The 19,902-nt window shown below is 64.5% G+C and carries 21 protein-coding genes; 13 read left to right on the forward strand and 8 right to left on the reverse strand.

Annotated features, from left to right (window positions below):
- The first annotated feature begins 114 nt into the window (after positions 1 to 114).
- Positions 115 to 465, forward strand: coding sequence for a hypothetical protein (locus V5B44_RS25305; RefSeq protein ID WP_434735530.1), 351 nt, complete (start codon positions 115 to 117; stop codon positions 463 to 465).
- 62 nt (positions 466 to 527) lie between these two features.
- On the opposite strand, the gene V5B44_RS25310 is transcribed toward V5B44_RS25305, so the two are convergent.
- The 4 genes from V5B44_RS25310 to V5B44_RS25325 form a co-directional block, all read right to left on the reverse strand.
- Entirely contained in the window at positions 528 to 1,295 is a 768-nt protein-coding gene (locus V5B44_RS25310; RefSeq protein ID WP_332360436.1) for an MBL fold metallo-hydrolase, read from the reverse strand.
- Positions 1,295 to 2,443, reverse strand: a complete 1,149-nt coding sequence (gene bamC, locus V5B44_RS25315) for an outer membrane protein assembly factor BamC (protein WP_332360311.1) — start codon at positions 2,441 to 2,443, stop codon at positions 1,295 to 1,297. The genes V5B44_RS25310 and bamC overlap by 1 nt, the downstream gene beginning before the upstream one ends.
- A 15-nt stretch (positions 2,444 to 2,458) precedes the next feature.
- Positions 2,459 to 3,337, reverse strand: coding sequence for a 4-hydroxy-tetrahydrodipicolinate synthase (gene dapA, locus V5B44_RS25320; protein WP_332362031.1), 879 nt, complete (start codon positions 3,335 to 3,337; stop codon positions 2,459 to 2,461).
- Between the two features lie 142 nt (positions 3,338 to 3,479).
- Positions 3,480 to 4,406, reverse strand: coding sequence for a histone deacetylase family protein (locus tag V5B44_RS25325; RefSeq protein ID WP_332360313.1), 927 nt, complete (start codon positions 4,404 to 4,406; stop codon positions 3,480 to 3,482).
- Positions 4,407 to 4,516: 110 nt separating this feature from the next.
- Here V5B44_RS25325 and V5B44_RS25330 point away from each other — a divergent pair, with 110 nt between their 5' ends.
- From V5B44_RS25330 to mltB, 4 genes are read left to right on the forward strand one after another with little or no spacing between them, the layout of a single operon-like run.
- A complete protein-coding gene (locus V5B44_RS25330) occupies positions 4,517 to 5,443 on the forward strand; it encodes an AAA family ATPase (RefSeq protein WP_332360314.1) in 927 nt (308 codons plus the stop codon).
- Positions 5,443 to 6,417, forward strand: a complete 975-nt coding sequence (locus V5B44_RS25335) for a DUF58 domain-containing protein (protein WP_332362033.1) — start codon at positions 5,443 to 5,445, stop codon at positions 6,415 to 6,417. The genes V5B44_RS25330 and V5B44_RS25335 overlap by 1 nt, the downstream gene beginning before the upstream one ends.
- Positions 6,407 to 8,380, forward strand: coding sequence for a transglutaminase TgpA family protein (locus V5B44_RS25340; RefSeq protein ID WP_332362035.1), 1,974 nt, complete (start codon positions 6,407 to 6,409; stop codon positions 8,378 to 8,380). The genes V5B44_RS25335 and V5B44_RS25340 overlap by 11 nt, the downstream gene beginning before the upstream one ends.
- On the forward strand, positions 8,377 to 9,378 hold the full coding sequence (gene mltB, locus V5B44_RS25345; protein WP_332362037.1) for a lytic murein transglycosylase B: 1,002 nt from the start codon (positions 8,377 to 8,379) through the stop codon (positions 9,376 to 9,378). The genes V5B44_RS25340 and mltB overlap by 4 nt, the downstream gene beginning before the upstream one ends.
- A gap of 8 nt (positions 9,379 to 9,386) precedes the next feature.
- Here the strand turns inward: mltB and rpoS are convergent, their stop codons facing one another.
- From rpoS to surE, 4 genes are read right to left on the reverse strand one after another with little or no spacing between them, the layout of a single operon-like run.
- Positions 9,387 to 10,343: an RNA polymerase sigma factor RpoS gene (rpoS, locus tag V5B44_RS25350; protein ID WP_332360318.1), complete on the reverse strand. Its 957-nt coding sequence runs from the start codon at positions 10,341 to 10,343 to the stop codon at positions 9,387 to 9,389.
- Positions 10,344 to 10,345: 2 nt separating this feature from the next.
- Positions 10,346 to 11,323 carry a peptidoglycan DD-metalloendopeptidase family protein gene (locus tag V5B44_RS25355; RefSeq protein WP_332362039.1) on the reverse strand — a complete coding sequence of 326 codons (978 nt, stop codon included), beginning with the start codon at positions 11,321 to 11,323 and terminating at the stop codon, positions 10,346 to 10,348.
- A complete protein-coding gene (locus tag V5B44_RS25360; RefSeq protein ID WP_332360320.1) occupies positions 11,320 to 11,979 on the reverse strand; it encodes a protein-L-isoaspartate(D-aspartate) O-methyltransferase in 660 nt (219 codons plus the stop codon). The genes V5B44_RS25355 and V5B44_RS25360 overlap by 4 nt, the downstream gene beginning before the upstream one ends.
- Complete coding sequence (gene surE, locus V5B44_RS25365; protein WP_332362041.1) at positions 11,976 to 12,719, reverse strand: 5'/3'-nucleotidase SurE; 744 nt, start codon at positions 12,717 to 12,719, stop codon at positions 11,976 to 11,978. The genes V5B44_RS25360 and surE overlap by 4 nt, the downstream gene beginning before the upstream one ends.
- A gap of 514 nt (positions 12,720 to 13,233) precedes the next feature.
- Here surE and V5B44_RS25370 point away from each other — a divergent pair.
- From V5B44_RS25370 to V5B44_RS25405, 8 genes are all read left to right on the forward strand, one after another.
- Entirely contained in the window at positions 13,234 to 14,730 is a 1,497-nt protein-coding gene (locus tag V5B44_RS25370; RefSeq protein WP_332362043.1) for a flagellin, read from the forward strand.
- 87 nt (positions 14,731 to 14,817) lie between these two features.
- On the forward strand, positions 14,818 to 15,189 hold the full coding sequence (locus V5B44_RS25375; RefSeq protein ID WP_332362046.1) for a flagellar protein FlaG: 372 nt from the start codon (positions 14,818 to 14,820) through the stop codon (positions 15,187 to 15,189).
- Positions 15,190 to 15,228: 39 nt separating this feature from the next.
- On the forward strand, positions 15,229 to 16,635 hold the full coding sequence (fliD, locus tag V5B44_RS25380; RefSeq protein ID WP_332362048.1) for a flagellar filament capping protein FliD: 1,407 nt from the start codon (positions 15,229 to 15,231) through the stop codon (positions 16,633 to 16,635).
- A 9-nt stretch (positions 16,636 to 16,644) separates the two neighbouring features.
- Positions 16,645 to 17,058 (forward strand): flagellar export chaperone FliS, encoded by a 414-nt coding sequence (fliS, locus tag V5B44_RS25385; protein ID WP_332362050.1) that lies wholly within the window; start codon positions 16,645 to 16,647, stop codon positions 17,056 to 17,058.
- Positions 17,055 to 17,378 (forward strand): flagellar protein FliT, encoded by a 324-nt coding sequence (locus V5B44_RS25390; RefSeq protein WP_332362052.1) that lies wholly within the window; start codon positions 17,055 to 17,057, stop codon positions 17,376 to 17,378. Before fliS ends, V5B44_RS25390 begins: the two co-directional genes overlap by 4 nt.
- On the forward strand, positions 17,375 to 18,535 hold the full coding sequence (locus tag V5B44_RS25395; protein WP_332362054.1) for a flagellar hook-length control protein FliK: 1,161 nt from the start codon (positions 17,375 to 17,377) through the stop codon (positions 18,533 to 18,535). Before V5B44_RS25390 ends, V5B44_RS25395 begins: the two co-directional genes overlap by 4 nt.
- Before the next feature lie 58 nt (positions 18,536 to 18,593).
- On the forward strand, positions 18,594 to 18,917 hold the full coding sequence (locus V5B44_RS25400; RefSeq protein ID WP_332360325.1) for an EscU/YscU/HrcU family type III secretion system export apparatus switch protein: 324 nt from the start codon (positions 18,594 to 18,596) through the stop codon (positions 18,915 to 18,917).
- 76 nt (positions 18,918 to 18,993) lie between these two features.
- Positions 18,994 to 19,797, forward strand: coding sequence for a flagellar brake protein (locus V5B44_RS25405; RefSeq protein ID WP_332362056.1), 804 nt, complete (start codon positions 18,994 to 18,996; stop codon positions 19,795 to 19,797).
- Positions 19,798 to 19,902: the final 105 nt, after the last annotated feature.

Genomic DNA, 19,902 nt, shown 5'->3' on the forward strand with positions numbered 1-19,902 from the left:
GGCAATTTCGGGCGGATTGATGGTAAAATTTATAGTTGATCGACGTACCAGCCGGTCAACCATTTAGCTATTGGCTCGTTGTACTCATTTTTATTGTCGATAAGGAACCCCATCATGAAGAACTCCCTCCTCGTTGCTGCGCTGATCGCCCTTGCTGTTACCGCCTGTGGCAAGAAGGAAGAAGCCAAGCCAGCCGCTGCGCCGGCCGCTGCTGCTCCTGCTGCCGCTCCGGCCGCTGCTGCTGCTGCTGCCGCTCCGGCCGCTGCTGCTGCTGCCACCGATGCCGCCAAGGCGTCCGAGAAGGCCGCTGGCACGGCTGCCGATGCCGCCAAGGATGCCGCCAAGCCGGCAGAAGCCGCCGCCACTGCAGCTGACAAGGCCAAGGAAGCTGCTGGCGCCGCTACCGATGCCGCGAAGGCTGCCAGTACGGCTGCTGACGCCGCCAAGGACGCAATGAAGAAGTAATCTTTTTCCAGGAATCACAAAAAAAAGCCGGCTCGCGCCGGCTTTTTTTTGTGGGCGAAGGATCAACGCAACTGCCGCCAGTCGAACCCGCCGTCCTGGTCGGCAACCCCGATCCAGTCCTCGCTGCAGCCCAATGCCGATGCGAGAGCCCTTGCCGCCAGCTCCGGCCGGTTGTTCTCCTGGCTCAGATGTGCGGCAAGGACATGCTGTAGCCGCCCGGTGTCGATCTGTCGCAACAATGCCGCCGCCTGCTCGTTCTCCAGATGGCCAAAGCGCCCACCGATCCGTCGTCTGAGTGATGCCGGATAGCGCGACGCCGCGAGCAGCGCGTGATCGTGGTTGCACTCCAGAACCAGGCCATCGCAGACGCGCAGAGTATCGACAATGTGCGGCGTGATTGTGCCGGTATCGGTGAGCACGCCAAGCCGGCGCACGCCGTCGCTGAACGCAAACTGTACCGGTTCGCGGGCGTCGTGGGGCACTGGAAACGGCTGCACCTGAAGGCTGCCAATCGCAAAAGGCGTGTGTCCTTCGATCAGACGGCACTCGGGCAAGGGAGCACTTCCGCGCGGAGCGGCGGCATGCGTGCCGTGCGTGAGATAGACCGTCAGCCGATGACGACGGGCAAAGGCGAAAACACCGCCGACGTGATCACCGTGCTCGTGCGTCACCACGATCGCGGTCAACTCATCGGGCGCCATACCGAGTCTGGCCAGCCTCGCTGCTGCCTCACGGCTCGAGAAACCACAATCCAGCAGCACCCTGGTCTCGCCGGCATCGACAATCAGCGCGTTTCCCTGACTGCCGCTGCCCAACGAGGCGAAGCGGATCACTTCAACTGATCGTAAAGCAGGTTGAGAATCCTCTTCGACGTCTCCGATTGGTCAACACCCCCCTCAAGCGACAGCACCTGGACCGTCGACTTGCCCCCCGCCTCGCGGACGAATATACGGTACTGGATCTGTGTCTTGCCGGCAGAGCTCCCCTTGAAGGGGTTGAGCTTCGACAGAAAGCTGTCCTCCTTCTTCTCGTTGTCGGTTTCCGGATCGACATAGCGAACGAAGTACAGGCCCCGCGAGCGATCCCGGTCTTCGACGGTGAAGCCGACGCGGTCCAGCGCCAGGCCCACTCGACGCCAGGCGCGATCGAAGGTTTCCTCGACCTCCAGCGTCCCGGCACCGTCAGCGCCTCGCGACAGTCTGGCGCGCTCCAGGGGCTTCTCCTGTGCTGCCTGGATGGCCGCCGTGGCGCGCTTTTCCTCGCTGCCCAGGCGAATCATCAGACGGCGCAGCATCTCCGCCTCCAGTTCCGGGTCGGCCGGGCGTGGTTGCCACTTGGTCTGATCCTTGCCCTCGGAAACGAAAATCTCGTACATACCGCGATGGCTGATGAAGATGTCGGTGGTCCCCGGAGTGGTCCCGGGTTCCAGACGGGTGCGAAACTTGTCCCGTTCGGCGGTCGAATAGACGGAATCGATGACCTTGCCAAGAACGTTCCGGATGAAATCCTGCGGGATCTTGGCGCGGTTCTCCGCCCAGTCGGTTTCCATTACCCCGGCATCTGGCAACTCCAGCTTGATCAGAAAGCCGGTCTCCTGCCAGAACTCCTTGACCGTTCCCCAAAGCTTGTCAGGCGAGCCAGTGGCGACCAGCCAGCGTTGGGTTCCCGAACGCTCGATGCGGGCCTGATCCACCTCCGGCAGGACTTCACTCTTCTGCTGAGCCCGTGCCTGCGGCGAACGCTCGGCCGCGTACGCCGAGAAAGTGGCCGTTCCCTTGCCGGCGGTGTCCGGAACAGCATAACGGTCATCACGGGTGGGCGAGGTCAGGTCGGGGGGCACTTCGAGCGGTGGCACACTGCTGCCGGATGCCGACTTGTATTCGATTCTCTTGGGTTCAAGCAGCGAACCCGTGCAACCGGCAAGCAGCAGGAGCAGGAGCAGGAAGGCAAACCGGAAGCGCGAAACGACAAAACTCATTGGAAAACCCTGGTTCTAGACGAGCACGCCGGCCTGACGCATGGCCGCACGAACCCGCTCGTGATAGTCGGGCGACAGGGGTGTCAGCGGTAGCCGCAGCCCACCATCGATGAGGCCGAGTTCCCTGCATGCCCACTTGACCGGGATCGGGTTGGCCTCACAGAACAACTGACGATGCAAGCCAAGCAAACGAGCATTCAACTGACGCGCCCTGACCACGTCGCCAGCCAGCGCTGCGGCACACATGTCGTGCATCAGACGCGGTGCGACGTTGGCGACCACCGAAATATCGCCGCTGGCACCCATCAGAATCAGGGCACAGGCGCTGGCATCATCACCGCTATAGACGGCGAAACCCGCGGGCGCACGGGCGATCAGCTCAATCCCGCGATCCATACCGCCAGTGGCATCCTTGATGCCGACAATGTTGGGTATTTCGGCCAGACGCAGCGCTGTCTCGTTGCTCAGGTCGGCCACCGTGCGACCCGGCACGTTGTACAGGATCAGCGGGATATCTACGGCTTCGGCGATTGCCCGGAAATGGCGGTAGAGACCCTCCTGTGCCGGCTTGTTGTAATACGGCACGACCGACAGCGCCGCGTCGGCGCCCGCCTGCCTGGCAAAGCGAGCCAGGGCGATCGCTTCCGCGGTCGAATTGGCGCCTGTGCCGGCAATCACCGGGATCCGGCCGGCTGCCTGATCAACGGCGAGGCGGATCAGCTCGCAGTGTTCTTCCAGATTGACGGTCGGCGACTCGCCGGTGGTGCCGACGATGACGATCGCGTCGGTACCTTCCTGCACGTGGAAATCGACCAGCCGGCGCAGGCCGGGCAAGTCAAGGCTGCCATCCTCGTGCATGGGAGTGACAATCGCTACGATCGATCCAGTAATCATGGTCTTGGGTGGGCGCCCGGCAGCTTCGCCGGGAGGGTTTCGCCTAGGAAATCAGAACACTGAATTCTAACCGAAAGCAAGCGGGCTGCGATGAAAAACGTCGCCGCCAGGAGAACCCTGGCGGCTGGCAGCCAGGCAAGGATCAGAGCTCGGCCAGCACCCGCAGATGGGCGGCCACGCTGCGCGCCAGCGCCGACAGCGAATAACCCCCTTCGAGCATCGACACGATGCGCCCCTGCGCAAACTCGTCGGCGATCTGCTTCATCTGCTCGGTCACCCAGGCGTAGTCCTTCTCGAGCAGCCTCAGACCGCCCATCTCGTCCTCGTAGTGGGCGTCGAAACCCGCCGAGATGAACAGCATCTCCGGCTTGAACTCGCGCAGACGAGGCAGCCAGAGATCGCTCACCACGCGACGGAATTCCTCACCGTCGGCGCCCCTGCCAAGGGGCACATTGAGCATGTTGGCCGCCGGGCGCTCGGTACCGCTGTAAGGGTAGAACGGATGCTGGAAGATGCTGACCATCAACACCCGCGAGTCGCCCTTGAAGCAGTCCTCGGTACCGTTCCCGTGGTGTACGTCAAAATCGACCACCGCCACTCGCGACAACCGGTGTGCCGCCAGCGCATGCGCCGCAGCCACCGCGATGTTGTTGAAGAAGCAGAAACCCATCGCCGACGAGCGCTCGGCATGATGACCCGGCGGGCGGACGGCGCAGAAAGCGTTCTCGACCTCACCCGCCATCACCAGATCAACCGCCAGTACGCCCGCCCCGGCAGCCCGCAGCGCAGCCTGCCAGGTGTGCCGGTTCATGGCCGTGTCCGGATCGAGATGAACGATGCCCAACTCCGGCGAGGCGCGCTTCAGGCGCTCGAGATGCGCCGCAGCATGCACGCGCTTGAGCTGCTGGAAGCTGGCCTGCGGCGCGTCGTGATAGGAAAAGTACGAATCCAGTCCTTGAGCGATCAGGTGATCGCTGATGGCATTCAGGCGCTCAGGGGTCTCGGGGTGGTAGGAACCCATGTCGTGCAGTTGGCAATCGCGATGGGTGATGAATGCAGTGCTCGTCACTATGGCCTTTCTGCCGCAGATGGGCGCCGCAATGAACGCGGCGATCTCCGATAAATCGAGTTATTGGCTGATGGTTTATTATCATCCCAATTGCGCCACCACGACAAGCCATGCCGCCCACGACCAGACCCTCCCCAGTCCGCGAAATCCTCGCCGCCGCCAATGCGGTGATCCTCGGCAAGAGCACGCAAACCCGACTCGCCCTGTGCTGTCTGCTGGCAAGAGGCCATTTGCTGATTGAAGATCTGCCCGGCGTCGGCAAGACGACTCTGGCGCACACCCTGGCCCGCCTGCTCGGATTCCAGTTCTCGCGCGTCCAGTTCACCAGCGACATGCTGCCGGCGGACATCCTCGGCGTCTCGGTCTTTGACCGCGACCAGAGCAGTTTCAGGTTCCTGCCCGGACCGGTATTCGCGCAGGTGCTGCTGGCCGACGAAATCAACCGGGCCACCCCAAAGACGCAAAGCGCCCTGCTCGAAGCCATGGAAGAAGGCCAGGTGACCACCGAAGGCGAAACCCGACCGCTGCCGGAGCCGTTTTTCGTCATTGCCACCCAGAACCCCTCCAGCCAGATCGGAACCTTCCCCTTGCCGGAGTCACAACTGGATCGCTTTCTGCTGCGCATCGACCTGGGTTACCCCGACCACGACGCCGAGCGCTCACTGCTCGAAAGCGGTGGCCGGCGGGAGCAGTTGCCGACACTCGCCGCCCGCCTCGGCGCCGGCGAGTTCGCCCTGCTGCAACGGCAGGCGGCGGCGGTGCACGTCTCGCCAGCCCTGCTCGACTACCTGCAACTGCTGGTCGAAGCAACGCGCAAGGAGCAGCGTTTCGTACACGGTCTGAGTCCACGGGCCGCCTTGTCGTTGCTTGCCGCTGCCCGCGCCTGGGCATTCACCGGCGGCCGCGCCATGGTCCTGCCGGAAGACGTGCAGGCGGTGCTGCCGGCTGTTGCCCGCCACCGGCTACGGCTGGTCAGCGGCAGCCATGCCGACGCCGAGGATATCGCCCTCCTGATTCGCTCCGTGCCGCTGGCCTGATGCGCCGACGCGAGAGATTCCAGCGCTGGTTGTTCCACCTTGCCCGTGACGACCGGGTGCCGATCGTCCTCACGCAACGCCGCATCTTCATCGTGCCGACGTCCGGTGGGCTTCTGTTCGCCGTTGTTCTGGCCGTGATGCTGATCGGCGCCATCAATTACAACCTCAGCCTCGGCCATGCCCTGACCTTTCTGCTCGCCGGACTCGGGCTGGTCGCCATGGTGCATACCTTCCACAATCTGTTCGGCATGCGCCTGACGCCGGGGCGCGCAGAACCCGCCTTCGCCGGCGACCTGGCACGCTTCCCGCTGGCTCTGGAAAACCCCCGCCGGCAGCCGCGCCGCGCCCTCGAGTTTTCCTTCAAGGACCAGCCGGTGGTCACGGCTGACCTTTCACCGCAGGGCCGCGCGACGATTGCCGTTCCCTTCGTCACACACCAGCGAGGACGCCTTGACCCGGGTCGCGTCACGCTCACCACACGCTATCCGCTGGGCCTCTTCCGCGCCTGGAGCTACCCCTATCCACCCTTTTCCTGCGTCGTCTATCCAAAGCCGCTGCGCACACCACTGCCGGGAGCCTCGCTTGGAGCGCATGCCGATCACCGCCAGGGTGACAGCGGCCAGGAAGACTTCGCCGGTCTCCGACCGCGCCAGATCAGCGATCCGACCCGGCACATCGCGTGGAAAGCGGTGGCCCGCCGCTCCGACGAGCAGGCGCTGCTGGTCAAGCAGTTCGCCGGCGGAGCCATGGATGAACTCTGGCTCGACTGGTGGCTGACCCCGGGCGAGCGTGGCGACGAGGATCGCCTGTCGATACTCGCGGGCTGGATCATGGCGGCTGACGAACAACAGGCGTGCTACGGGCTGCGGCTGCCGGGCCAGCAGATCGCCCCGGCCCAGGGCGATGCGCATCGTGCCAGCTGCCTGCAGGCCTTGGCGTTGTACGGTGAAACCGAAGCGCGGGATGCGCGCTAGACCGCCGGCGGCGCTCGAACACGACGCCGTGCCATGGCTGCTGGTGGTTGCCCTGGCGACCGCCGGCCCGCACGCCGAGCACCTGCCAGCCTGGCTGACGCTGCTGGTTGCCGCCGCCCTGCTCTGGCGCACCTGGCTATGGCATCAACAGCGGCGAATGCCGCCGCGCTGGTCGCTCGCCCTGCTGGTGATCGCCGCCGTCGCAGCGATCGGCTGGCAGTTCGGCAGCCTGTTCGGGAAAGACGCGGGCGTCGCCATGCTGGTCCTGTTCATGGCCCTCAAGCCACTCGAAATGCACAGCCGGCGCGACGCGCTGGTGGTCATCATGCTCGGCTACTTTCTCCTGCTGACCCACTATTTCTACTCGCAGAGCATCCCCACCGGCCTCTGGCTGCTGGCCGCCTGCACGCTGCTGACCGGTGCCCTGCTCAGGCTCCATGGCGGCGCCCAGCCGGTCATCGCCATTGCCCGGCAGGCCGGCCTCCTGCTCCTGCAGGCGCTGCCTTTCATGCTGCTGCTCTATCTCCTGTTCCCGCGCGTCACGGGTCCGCTCTGGGGGTTGCCACAGGATGCCCATGCCGGGCTCAGCGGCTTGCCCAGCCAGATGTCGCCGGGGTCGATCAGCAACCTCACGCTGTCCGGCGCGATCGCCTTTCGCAGCCGCTTCGCCGGCGAGATTCCGGAGCAGGCCGACCTCTACTGGCGTGGCCCGGTGTTCGACGAGTACGACGGCGTCACCTGGCGTGCCAGCCGGCAGCACGGCAGATCACCAGCGCCGGCGCCGGTGATCGAGGCGCGTGGCCCCGCGCATGACTACAGCAGCATCCTCGAAGCCCACAACCAGCGCTGGCTGCTGGCACTCGACGTACCGACCCGCCTGCCCCCCGACAGTTCGCTGGCAGCAACGCTCGAAGCACAGTCTCGCGAACCGCTGCGCATCCGCTCCCGTTTTTCCTTCAGCTCGGTGCTCGACTATCGCGCCAACCGCATGGAAGCGCCGGCCAGCCTGCAACAGGCGCTGACCCTGCCGCCGCAAGGTAATCCGCGCACGCGTGCCCTCGCCAGCGAGTGGCAGTCGCGACCACCAGCAAGGATCGCCGAGGCGGCTCTGGCGATGTTTCGCCAGGAAGACTTCCACTACACCCTGCGCCCACCGCTGCTCGGTGCGGACGCCATCGACGAATTCCTGTTCGACAGTCGGCGTGGCTTCTGCGAGCACTACGCTTCGGCCTTCGTCTTCCTGATGCGTGCGGCCGGCGTGCCGGCGCGCGTGGTTGCCGGCTACCAGGGCGGCGAGCTGAATCCGGTTGATGGCTATCTCACCGTGCGCCAGTCCGATGCCCACGCCTGGGCCGAGATCTGGCTCGCCGACGAAGGTTGGCTGCGCATTGACCCGACAGCCGCAGTCGCCCCGTCACGCATCGAGCAAGGCATCGTCGCCGCGCTGCCGGCCGGTGAGCCCCTGCCCGGCATCATCCGCCTCGACGCCGACTGGATGCGCGACCTGCGCAACCGCTGGGAGGCGGCAAACAATACCTGGAATCAGTGGGTGCTCGGTTACAATCCGCAGCGCCAGCGCGAAGTCCTGTCGCGGCTCGGTTGGCCCGACCCCGACTGGCAGAGCATGACCGCCTCGCTGGCCGTGCTCTGCGGGCTGGCGCTGCTGGTCGTCGCGCTGTGGACGCTGCCAGGACGCCGCCGCGACGATCCGGTCCAGCGTGCCTGGCAGGCATACTGCGCGCAACTCGGGCGCCGCGGCATCATTCGCGCCGACTGGGAAGGCCCGCTCGATTTCGCGCAACGTGTGGCACGCGAAAAACCCGAGCTGGCCACGCTCACCAGCGAAGCCGCCCGGCACTATGCCGAGCTGCGCTACGGTGACGGCGATAGCGACGGCGAACCACTGCGTCGGCTGCAACAATGCGTGCAGCGACTACCCCCGCAAAGGAGAAGAAAAACTTGAAAAAACAATGCGTCACCCTCCTCTTCGGCCTGCTCGGCAGCGTCCTGGCGCTGCCCGCCCACAGCCAGCAGGGCGCCGGCTTCAGCCAGGACCCGGAAGTCAGGGCCTTCATCCTCAGCATGCACGAACAGCACGGCTTTGACGTTGCCCACCTGACGCGGCAGTTCGCCGCCATCCGGCCCAACGCCACCGTGCTGCGCGCCATCCGTCCGCCTTCCGTCCCCGAAAAGCAGCGCTCATGGGAACGCTACCGCGAGCGCTTTGTAAACGGTCAACGCATCGCCGGCGGCCTGTCCTTCTGGCAGCAGCATGCGGCCACGCTGCAGCGCGCCGAGGCGATCTACGGCGTCCCGCCCGAGATCATCGTCGCCATCATCGGCGTCGAGACCATCTACGGTCAGAACATGGGCAGTTTTGGCGTCCTCGAGGCGCTCGCCTCACTGGCCTTCAATTACCCGCCACGGGCCGAGTTCTTCCGCGGCGAACTCGAGCAGTTTCTGCTCCTGGCGCGCGAAAACGGCGTCAGCCCACTCGAAATCAAGGGTTCTTACGCCGGCGCGATGGGCATCCCGCAGTTCATGCCCAGCAGCCAGCGCCGCTTTGCCGTTGACTTCGACGGCGACGACCGCATCGACCTGCGCCACAGCAACACCGACGCCATCGGCAGCGTCGCCCGCTTCCTGCAGCAGCATGGCTGGCAGAAAGGCGCGCCGGTCGCCGTGCCGGCAAACGTCAATGGCGATCCGGCCGCATTGATCGCCGCCGGCATCAAGCCCTCGCTGACTGTCGGAGAGATGGCCGGTCTGGGTGTCGTGGCGCCCGCAGCCAGCGAGCAGGCGGCGGCCCTGATCGACCTGGTCACGCCGGGGGCAGCAACCGAGTACTGGCTTGGCTTCGACAACTTCTACGTCATCACCCGCTACAACCGCTCAAGCTTTTACGCGATGGCGGTCTTCCAGTTGGCAGAAGCCCTGCGCGCCGGGCGCAGCCAATTGTAGAGCCAATCCTAGAGCAGGTTGTCGGCGGTCCCGCCACCGCGCCGGATGATGCGGCGAAGGTGATCGAGCGCTTCGATCTGAATCTGGCGAACCCGCTCACGGGTCAGATTCAGGTCGAGGGCGATTTCCTCGAGGGTGCACGACTCTGTGCCGCCAAGACCGTAACGACGTTGCAGGACCTCCTGCTGCTTGTCGCCGAGCTGCCCCACCCACCGGTTCAACAAGACCCCGATCTCGCTTGACTGCAGCAGCTCATCCGGATCGATCAGGCTATCGTCGGGGATGACATCGCCAATCGAGCGGCTGGGGTCTACCTGCAGAGGCGCATCAAGTGACGCAATGCGCTCGTTAAGGTTCATCACCCGCCGGACATCGGCACTTGGCCGATCGATCAGATGGGCAATCTGGTCGACACAGATCTCCCGCCCGTTGGCCGACTCCAGATGGCGGATGGCGCGCAGGACGAGGTTGATTTCCTTGACCACATGCACCGGCAGGCGGATCGTCCGCGACTGATTCATGATTGCCCGCTCGATGCTTTGCCGGATCCACCAGGTGGCATAGGTCGAGAAACGGAATCCGCGCTCGGGATCGAACTTTTCGATCGCGTGGATGAGACCGAGATTTCCCTCCTCGATCATGTCGAGCAAGGGCAGTCCGCGGTTGAGGTAGTGCTTGGCGATATTCACCACCAGCCGCAGGTTGTGCTCGATCATCTTCTGCCGGGCCAGGAACTCTCCTGCGCGCGCGCGCCGTGCCCAGGCAGCCTCCTCGGTCGGCGAAAACAGCGGCTTGGCGCCGATTTCGTTCAGGTAATGCTGCGTGACGTCATTGAGCAGTTCCGCCTCGGGCGACGGCACCAGGTCCGCCGGCTCCAGCCTCGGGAGCGCATCGAAAAATGACAGTTCCGGCTGCTCAAGATCGTCTTCGCAGGAATCGGCATCCGGATCGAAAGCACCCGACATGGTCAGCGCTGCGGCAGATGCTTGAGCGGGTCGACCGGCTTGCCCTGACGGCGAATCTCGAAGTGCAGCTTGACCTGGTCGGCGTCGGTATTGCCCATTTCGGCTATCTTCTGCCCCTTGCCGACGCTCTGACCTTCCTTGACCAGCACATTCTGGTTGTGCGCGTAGGCCGTGAGATAGGTATTGTTGTGCTTGACGATCACCAGCTTGCCATAGCCGCGCAGGCCGGTACCGCTATAGACGACCTTGCCGCCGCCGGCGGCCAGCACGCTATCGCCGGCCTTGCCGCTGATGTCGATGCCCTTGTTGCCGCCCTCGCTGAACGTGCCAATCAGCTTGCCATTGGCCGGCCAGATCCAGGCGACGTCCTCGCTCCCCGACGCCGCATCGCCCGCCGACGCATCCGGCCGGCTTTCCGGCCTGGCTTCGGACTTTGCTTCGACCCGCGCTGCCGGGCTGACCTCCGGCTTTGCTTCAGGCCTTGCGACGACAGGCGTCACCGTCACCGGATCAACCGCCTGCGCCTGCGCACGCGCCAGCGCCTGCTCGGAGTAGGGTTCCTTGCCCGCCCTCGGCTCACGCTTCAGGAGATCAGCCGGACTACTGCTGCCAAGGGAACGCTGTTCGACCACCGTGCCGGTGTTGATCGGCCGCACCACGACCGCCTCGGTCGCCGCTGCGGCACCGGGAGCCCTGACCCGCAGCGACTGTCCGACCAGGATGCGATTCGGATTGTCGATGTTGTTCCAGGCCACCAGCTCCCGGTAGTCGAGCCCATGATCGAGAGCGATGGAATACAGCGTGTCGCCCCGTTTGACGGTGTACAGATCCTTGCTGGCAACCGACGCACCGGCAGTCGCCGCCTGACCCCCACGGTCGCCGGCCGGCGCCGGCGACTTGCTGGCGCAGCCCGCCAGAACGAGCAATGCCGACAAGATCAGAGCGCCCGGGTGGCGAGAAAAAAACCCTTGGTCCTTCATTCGACTCCCGACAGTAACGGAACAAAACGCACGGCTTCCAGGCGGGTTTCGACAAAACCCTCGGCCCGTCGTTCGATCAGCACGAGCTGCTGGCTTGCCGCGCCCAGCGGCAGGATCAGCCTGCCGTTGGGTGCCAGTTGTTGCAACAGGGCGCGCGGCACACGCGCCGCTGCCGCCGCGACGATGATCGTATCAAACGGCGCCGCCTCCGGCAGGCCGAGCTGGCCGTCGGCATGCTTCAGGCGCACCTTGAGTTGCCGGATGGCGCGCAGGTTGGCCTTGGCCTTGGCGAGCAACGGCGCGATTCGCTCGACCGCATAGACCTCGTCGGTCAACTGCGCCAGTACGGCCGCCTGGTAGCCACAGCCGGCGCCGATCTCCAGCGTCTTGCCAAGGTCGTCGCGGCCAGCCAGCAGCGCCTCGATCATCCGTGCCACGACATAGGGCTGCGAGATCGTCTGCGAGAAACCCAAGGGCAGCGCCGTGTCCTCGTAAGCCCGTGAGGCCAGCGCCTCTTCGACAAAAACGTGGCGTGGCACGGCTGCGATCGCCGCCAGCACCTCTTCGTCAACAATGCCCTGCTCACGCAGGCGCTCGATCATTCGCGTCCGCGTCCGCTGCGAGGTCATGCCAAACCCGGAGACGGCGCCGCTCATCGCGCCAGCCACTCGCGCATCAGGGGCAGTTGCGCATTATGCGTGAGGTCGATCTGCAGCGGTGTCACCGAGACCTGATGGTTCTGCACCGCGTGGAAATCGGTGCCCTCGCCGGCGTCCTGAGCCTCGCCGGCAGCGCCGATCCAGAACACCGTCTCGTTGCGCGGCGACAGCGTGCGCACCACCGGCTCGGCCTTGTGGCGCTTGCCAAGACGGGTGACGACGGTGCCGCGAAGTTGCCCCCAGGGGACGTCGGGCACATTGACGTTGAGCAGCACCGGCTCGCTGAGCGCCTGTTTCTGCAACAGCTCGACCAGTTCGCGGGCGACCCGCGCGGCGGTTGCGAAGTGCGCCCCCTCCTTGCTGCACAACGAAATCGCCAGCGACGGAACGCCGAGCAGGAAACCCTCGGTGGCGGCCGCGACGGTCCCCGAATAAATGGTGTCGTCGCCCATGTTGGCGCCGATGTTGATCCCCGACACCACCATGTCCGGCAGCCCTTCGAGCATGCCGGTGACGGCGAGGTGAACACAGTCGGTCGGCGTGCCGTTGACGTGGTAGAAACCGTTCGCCGCCCGTTTGAGCGACAGCGGACGATCGAGCGTCAGGGAATTGCTGGCCCCGCTGCGGTCGCGCTCGGGCGCCACCACGGTAATCTCCGCGATCTCCGACAGCGCACGCGCCAGCAGCTCGATCCCCGGAGCGAAGTAGCCGTCATCGTTACAGAGCAGGATCCGCATAGTCCATCCACCAATGCCGAAGTACCTCGTCACACACCCAGCTGCCACCCAACTCAGCCGCCATGATCCTGCCAGGCAGGGTGCTCGATTATAACCGCCTCCGCCGCCGAATCAGAACGAAGTCAATACCCGGCCTCCCCTCAGCTGCCGCAGTGCCCGCACGGTGACCGGATCGGCCTCGTAGCGAGACAGCGTCTCAGAAACCGCGCCACATGGTGATCGCCGCGCAGGCACCGGATCAACCCATCGGTATCGACGAGCATCGCACCACCTCACCCCTGTTATCTCTGCGCATACGGGTTTCCCCCTGGTATCGGAACCCTCAACTTCGCTACCCGACTGCCGATAGAGAACTTACACGGCCGGCCGGAAGAAAATCACTAAAGTTCCTCGCCAGCAGGTCGTTAGAAAAAACGTCAGCAAAGCAATTGCCACAAAGGATGGACCGGCCAATGCCCCTCCAGGCAGGTCACCGGAAACCAGAGGTCAACTTGATAGTGATAGGAGAAGGAAAATGCCCCAAGTCATCAACACCAACGTCGCGTCGCTGAACTCGCAACGCAGCCTCAACATGTCGCAGACCTCGCTGGCCACTTCGCTGCAGCGCCTTTCCTCGGGCCTGCGCATCAACAGCGCCAAGGACGACGCCGCCGGCCTGGCCATCTCCGAGCGTATGACATCTCAGATTCGTGGCCTGAACCAGGCCGCGCGCAATGCCAATGATGGCATTTCGCTGGCGCAGACGGCCGAAGGCGCACTGGGCGAGATCGGCAACAATCTGCAACGCCTGCGAGAACTAGCAGTGCAGTCCGCCAACAGCACCAACAGCGCCAGCGATCGCGCTTCGCTGCAAGCGGAGGCCAGTCAGCTGACGGCGGAAATCACGCGCGTTGCCGAACAAACTTCTTTCAACGGCCTGAAGCTGCTCGACAGCACTTTCCAGAATCAGAAGTTTCAGGTCGGCGCCGACGCCAACCAGACCATTGACATTTCCCGGATTGCCGATGCGCGTGCTTCCGCACTCGGCAGCCACGTCCTCGTGGCAGACGGGACCGCCACAGGGAGCACGTTGGTAGGTGCTACGGCGGCATCGACCGGGAACGCCGTCACAGTCGAGGCCAACCTAACCCTCCAAACGGATGCCGGCACAACGAGTCCAATTTCCTACGCCGCAAACTCCACGGCCGCAACCATAGCCACCGCCATCAACAATGCTGCCTCCGGCATCGGGGTAACCGCCACCGCCGCCAATAGCACCACATTGGCCAGCTTGAGCGCCGCGGGCACCGTCTCGTTTACGTTGTTTGGTGGCGCGACCTCCGCCAGCCAAGGTGCGTTAGTAACCGCGGTAATTGCCGACCAGAACGACCTGAGTAATCTCGTTTCGGCGATCAACGGAGTGCAGGGCACCACCGGGATCACAGCAGCCTTCACAACCACCGGCAGCAAGGCATCCATTACGCTAAGCACGACGGATGGCCGCAACATCGGTATCGACACCTTTAACAACACTGCAGGCGCAGCAGGTGATACGGTTGTTTTCGGTGGCTCCCTGCTGACGGATGGAGCAGCCGCAACGGCCAACGCCGTCGTTACAGGAACCGTTTCGCTGTCGAGCACGCGAGGGCCAATTGCTACTGCTACTGCTAATGCCGACGTCTTCGCCGCCGCCGGTGTGAATAACAGCGCCTTCCAGTCCGTCGCCGCGCTGAATTTGTCAACCGCAACTGGAGCTCAAGCGGCAATCGGGGCCCTTGATCAAGCATTGGCGCAGATCAATGCGTCTCGTGGTGACCTGGGTGCCTACCAGAACCGCTTCAGTTCGGCCATCTCCAATCTCCAGACGACGTCGGAGAACCTCTCCGCCTCCCGCAGCCGCATTCAGGATGCCGACTTCGCGGCGGAAACCGCCAATCTGACCCGCAACCAGATCCTGCAGCAGGCTGGCACGGCGATGCTGGCGCAGGCTAACTCACTGCCGCAGAACGTTCTCTCGCTGTTACGCGGATAGGCAGACCCGTTTGAATAGCGGTAACATCAGGGGCGCGATCGCGGCAACGTGGTCGCGCCCTGGCGTCTCTTCACCAAGGAGCGTGCGATGAACATCCAACCCACGGTCGTTTCTCTGCCGCCGCAGGGCAACCTGGCGGTCAGCAATACGACGCGAGAACTCAGAACACCCAGTAACGAAAAAGCCAGCCCGATCTCCGACGCACTTCAGTCGCCACTGCGCGTCCAACAGCCCGATCGGGACACCGTCGAAGCGGCCGCCAGGAGCGTTCGTGAGTTTGTCCAGCCAATCAACAGCAATCTGGAATTCAGCGTGAACGACGATACCGGGCAACTGGTCGTCAGGATCATCGACCGCAGTACCAAGGAAGTGATTCGCCAGATGCCGTCGGAGGAAATGCTGGCACTTGCCAAGGCGCTGGATAGCATCAAGGGCCTGTTTGTCAAGCAAACGGCCTGATAGTCGCACTATTGCAGCGAATGGCAGCAGGAGAAGAACATGGCGATTTCGTCCCCGGGCCTGGGCTCGAACCTCGATGTGAACAGCATCATCAGCCAGCTGATGTCGCTGGAACAGCGCCCGTTGACCGCGCTGGCCCGAAAGGAAGCGGTTTTCCAGGGCAAGATCTCGGCCCTCGGTTCATTGAAGGGCGCCCTTTCGGCCCTGCAGACCGCCGCCTCTGCACTGGTCCCGGCCACCGGCAGCAGCGCATTGGAGAAGTTCAGCGTTTTCAAGAGTACGGTTGCCGATACCGCCATTGCCTCGGCGACGACCACTTCGAGCGCGGTCGCCGGCACCTACAGCCTGGAAGTCACCCAGCTCGCCCAGGAGCACCGCGTTGCTACAGCAACGGGTATCGCCAGTCCGTTTGACGCCAATAGCCAGCTACTGGGTGGCGGTGGCACGCTGACCATCTCGCTCGACACCGACGGCGGTGTGAGTCCGAACAAGACAACCAACGTCACCATTGCCGACGGCGCGACGCCCGAAGCTATTCGCGATGCCATCAACACCGCCGATGCCGGCGTTTCCGCGACGGTCATCAATGGCGTCGATGGCAAACAACTGGTCCTGGTCGGCGACAAGCCGGGGAATGATCAGTTCATCAAGCTCGCCGGCGTGGCTGGCTTGTCGTACGACGGCGTCGGCGGGGATGCCGACGAGTTTGCGCAGTTGCAGGCGGCGCAGGGTTCGACGTTCAAACTGAACGGCATCGCGGTCGCCGCAAGCAGCAACACCGTCAGCACCGCCATAGACGGCATCACGCTGACGCTGACCAAGCAGAGTGCTGCCGGCGTATCCACCACCCTGACCGTCGCGCGTGACACCTCGAGCCTGACGGCCGGCGTCAATGCCTTTGTCAAGGCCTATAACGACCTGAACAAGACCACCACCGACCTCGGTAGCTACAATGCCACGACCAAGCAGGCCGGCGCACTCAATGGCGATAGCACATTGCGTTCGGTACAGGGCACCGTCCGCTCGCTGGTCGGTAACATCCCCTCCGAGGTAACGGGCGCCACCCTGCAGCGCCTGTCGGATATTGGTGTCAGCTTGCAGAAGGACGGCTCCCTGGCGGTCGATTCCAGCAAGCTGACAAAAGCGATCAGCGACAATCTGGCCGGCGTGGCCAATCTCGTTGCCGCCTATGGCAGCATCTTCAAGGGCGCCACGGATGCGCTGGTGGGTACGAACGGCAGCCTCGCTGCCCGTACCGAAGGACTCAACGCCTCGATCAAGGGCCTTGGCAAACAATCCGAAGCAATCTCCAGCCGGCTGGCGCAGATCGAAGCGCGTTATCGCAGACAGTTCACGGCGCTCGATACGGCCATTTCAGGGATGACCAAGACCAGCAACTTCCTGGCTCAGCAACTCGCCAACCTGCCCACCTACAACAACAACTAGGAGCCCCGAATGTTCGGCAGTGCACGTAACGCGATTTCAGCCTACCAGAAGGTGGGCGTCGACGCCGCGATCGAAGTCGCCGACCCGCACCGGCTGATCCTGCTGCTTTTCGCCGGTGCAAAGGCCGCGATCGGCAACGCGCGCGCCGCGATGAAACAACAGCAAATCGCAGCCAAGGGCGAAGCGATTTCCAAAGCGGTCGATATCATCAGCAACGGCCTCAAGGTCAGCCTGGACCTCGAACAGGGGGGTGAGATCGCCGGGCAGCTTGACGCGCTGTACGATTACCTGGTGCTGCGGCTGCTGCGCGCCAACCTGGACAACGACCTGTCGGCGCTCGAGGAAGTCGCCGGCCTGCTTGAAGAAATCCATGGTGCCTGGCGGGAGATCTCGCCCAGCGCCCTGCAACAAGCCGTGGCATGACCTCCTCGCTGGCTGCGCTGAAGCAACTGCTGGCACTCTCCGAGGCGATGCTAGGCGCTGCCGAAAGCGGCGACTGGGCGACGCTGGCCGCCCACGAGGCCGCACGGCGCGCGCTCGCCGACAGCCTGCCTGCCAGTCTGTCGGCCAGTCTCCCGACTGCCATGCAGGCGAAGGCGCGCACGCTGATCGAGGCTTGCCAGCGCTGTGATGCCAGCGTCCGGCCGCTGGTCGACGCGCGCCTGAGCGAACTGCGCGTCGTTCTGCGCGCAGCGCGAGCGGGTACGAAAGCAGGCATGCAAGCCGGCGCGCAAGCGCCATGATCCGCGCCGACGTCGCCAACCGGCTGCAGCCGGCGGCCGACCTGGCGCTGCGACCGGCGCTGCCCGCGCAGGAAATCACCGACAAGCTCGCCGGACTCGTCGCCGGACAACGACTGCTGGCAGAGATCCAGTCCCTGATGCCCAACGGCACCTACCGTGCGCTGATCAACCAGCGCAGCGTGACGCTCGCGCTGCCCTTTGCCGCCAAGACCGGCGACGCGATCGAGCTGGAAGTCGCCGAAAGTGATGGCAAACTGACCCTGGCGGTTGTCTCGAAAGCGGCATCGGAGGGCGGCCAGGGTGACGGCGACTCGGCCGCGACCAGCCTGAGCCGCACCGGCGTGCTGATCAGCCATCTGCTTGGCGGCGCGCGCGACGCCAGGAGCGGCCCGGTGGCATTGCCGCTCAACGGCAACCAGCCGATTGCGGCCAGCCCAACGGGCAAGGCACAGGACCTGCTGCCGCTGCTCAGGCAGGCGATCAGCGAAAGCGGCATGTTCTACGAATCGCATCAGGCGGAATGGGTCGAGGGCCGCGTCAGTAAGGCCCAGCTTCTGCAGGAGCCGCAGGGGAAACTGGCACCGCTGACGGCAGCCCGCCCGGAATCACTGCACGCCAGCGAATCCGCCAGCAGCGGACGCGTAGCCGCCGACGTCGCCGGACCACTGCCGACGCGATCAACCGACTCGCTCATCGGCACTCTCCAAACGACGCAGGCTGCAACTGGACAGCCGGCGCCGGCGGCGCCCACGGTCGCCCCACAGGCCCTGGCGCTGGTCCAGCAGCAGCTCGAAGCCTTCGCCACCCAGAATTTTGCCTGGCAAGGCCAGGTCTGGCCAGGTCAACAAATGGACTGGGAGATCGAGCACGAGCGAGCGCGCGGCGATCGCGAGGACAGCAATGTCGGCAGCGATGGCGAAAAATGGCAGACGCGGCTGCGGCTGACACTCCCCCATCTCGGCGAGGTCGATGCGCGGCTGCACATCCACGACCGGCAGATCTCACTGTCGGTTGTCGCCAACGACGTCGAGACGCGCGCGCTGCTACGCAGCGACGTAGCCAGCCTACGCGGCCAACTCGAACAGGCAGGGCTGGACCTTGCTTCCCTGGGCATCGCCGCGCCGCCCGAAGCTCAGGCGCCGCCGGAGCCTTCGTGACGGCTCGAGATGAGCCTCCGCAGAGATCTCGCGGTCTGCTTGCACGAGCAACAGGCGCATGGCCAAAGCCCCCGATAACCCGCTGAAGAACGCCGTCGCCCTGGCCTACAGCCAGGCCGACGGGGCGCCGCGTGTCGTCGCCAAAGGGCGCGGCCTGCTGGCCGAGCAGATCATCGCCCGGGCGCATGAGCACGGCGTGTATGTCCATGAATCGGCGGAACTGGTCTCGCTCCTGATGCAGGTCGATCTGGATCAGCATATCCCGCCGCAGCTTTATCTCGCCGTGGCTGAACTGCTGGCCTGGCTCTATCGGCTCGAGAATGGCCTGGAGGCGTCGACGGCCCCCCTCTTCCCGGCCAGCGCTGAACAGCCGCCACCCTGATGACGGCGGCGCCGCAGCTTACCGCGGTCCCACTTTTGCTTTAAACTGGCTACTCCAGCCGATTCCAGGAAAGCCAGTGGAAGAAACGGACGTTCAGGCACAAGCAGAAAAGGCAGCGGTCCGATTCGAAATCGAGCGACCCGAGGATTACGGTCAGTACCTCCTGCATTCCAGAGCCGAGATTGCGGCGGTGCTTCGCTCGCTGATCCAGCGGCGATCCCTGATCAGCGCCTACTTCGACCAGGGCCAATCCTTTCTGCTAACCTCGCTGCTGGGGCTCGACCTGGAAGCCGGTGAACTGGTCCTCGACTGGGGTCGCGAGGAAAAGGTCAACCGCCTGGCCTTGCTCGCCGAGCAAGTGCTTCTGACCACCACGGTCGACAAGGTGAAGGTCCAGTTCACCCTGGGCAAGCTCTCGGAGACCCAGAGCGGCGGTTTGCCGGCCTTCAGCGCCGCGCTGCCCGGCCAGATCCTGAGACTGCAGCGGCGCGAGTATTATCGCCTGTCGACGCCGCTCACCAAACCAGTCAAGTTCGTTGCCACCATCAGGCGAACGGATGGCAGCGCCCTGCTCGCCGAGGCATCCTTGCTGGATATCAGCGGTGGCGGCATCGGTTTGATGGCACCACCCAATCTCGCCGCCCTCCTGCAGCGCAGCGACCTGCTGAACGACTGCAAGATGACCCTGCCTGACGAGGGCCTGCTGGTCGCCAGCCTGTGCGTCCGCAACAAGCTTGACGTCGCAACCAGGGGAGGCGCCCGTTACGTTCGCGTCGGCTGCCAGTTCGTTGCCCTGCCAGGGGCACGGATGACCATGCTGCAGCGCTACATCACCCGCGTCGAGCGTGAGCGAAAGGCCCGGCTGAGCGGGATGACCTAGCCCTTCGTGCTGTGGAGGTCGCCGGCGGTGGTCAAGGGCTACCCCCGAAAGTGACGGATCCGGCCAAAGCAGGTTAGGATGACGCCTGCGCGGCGGCCCGACCAC

This window comes from Candidatus Accumulibacter necessarius (genome assembly GCF_036625085.1).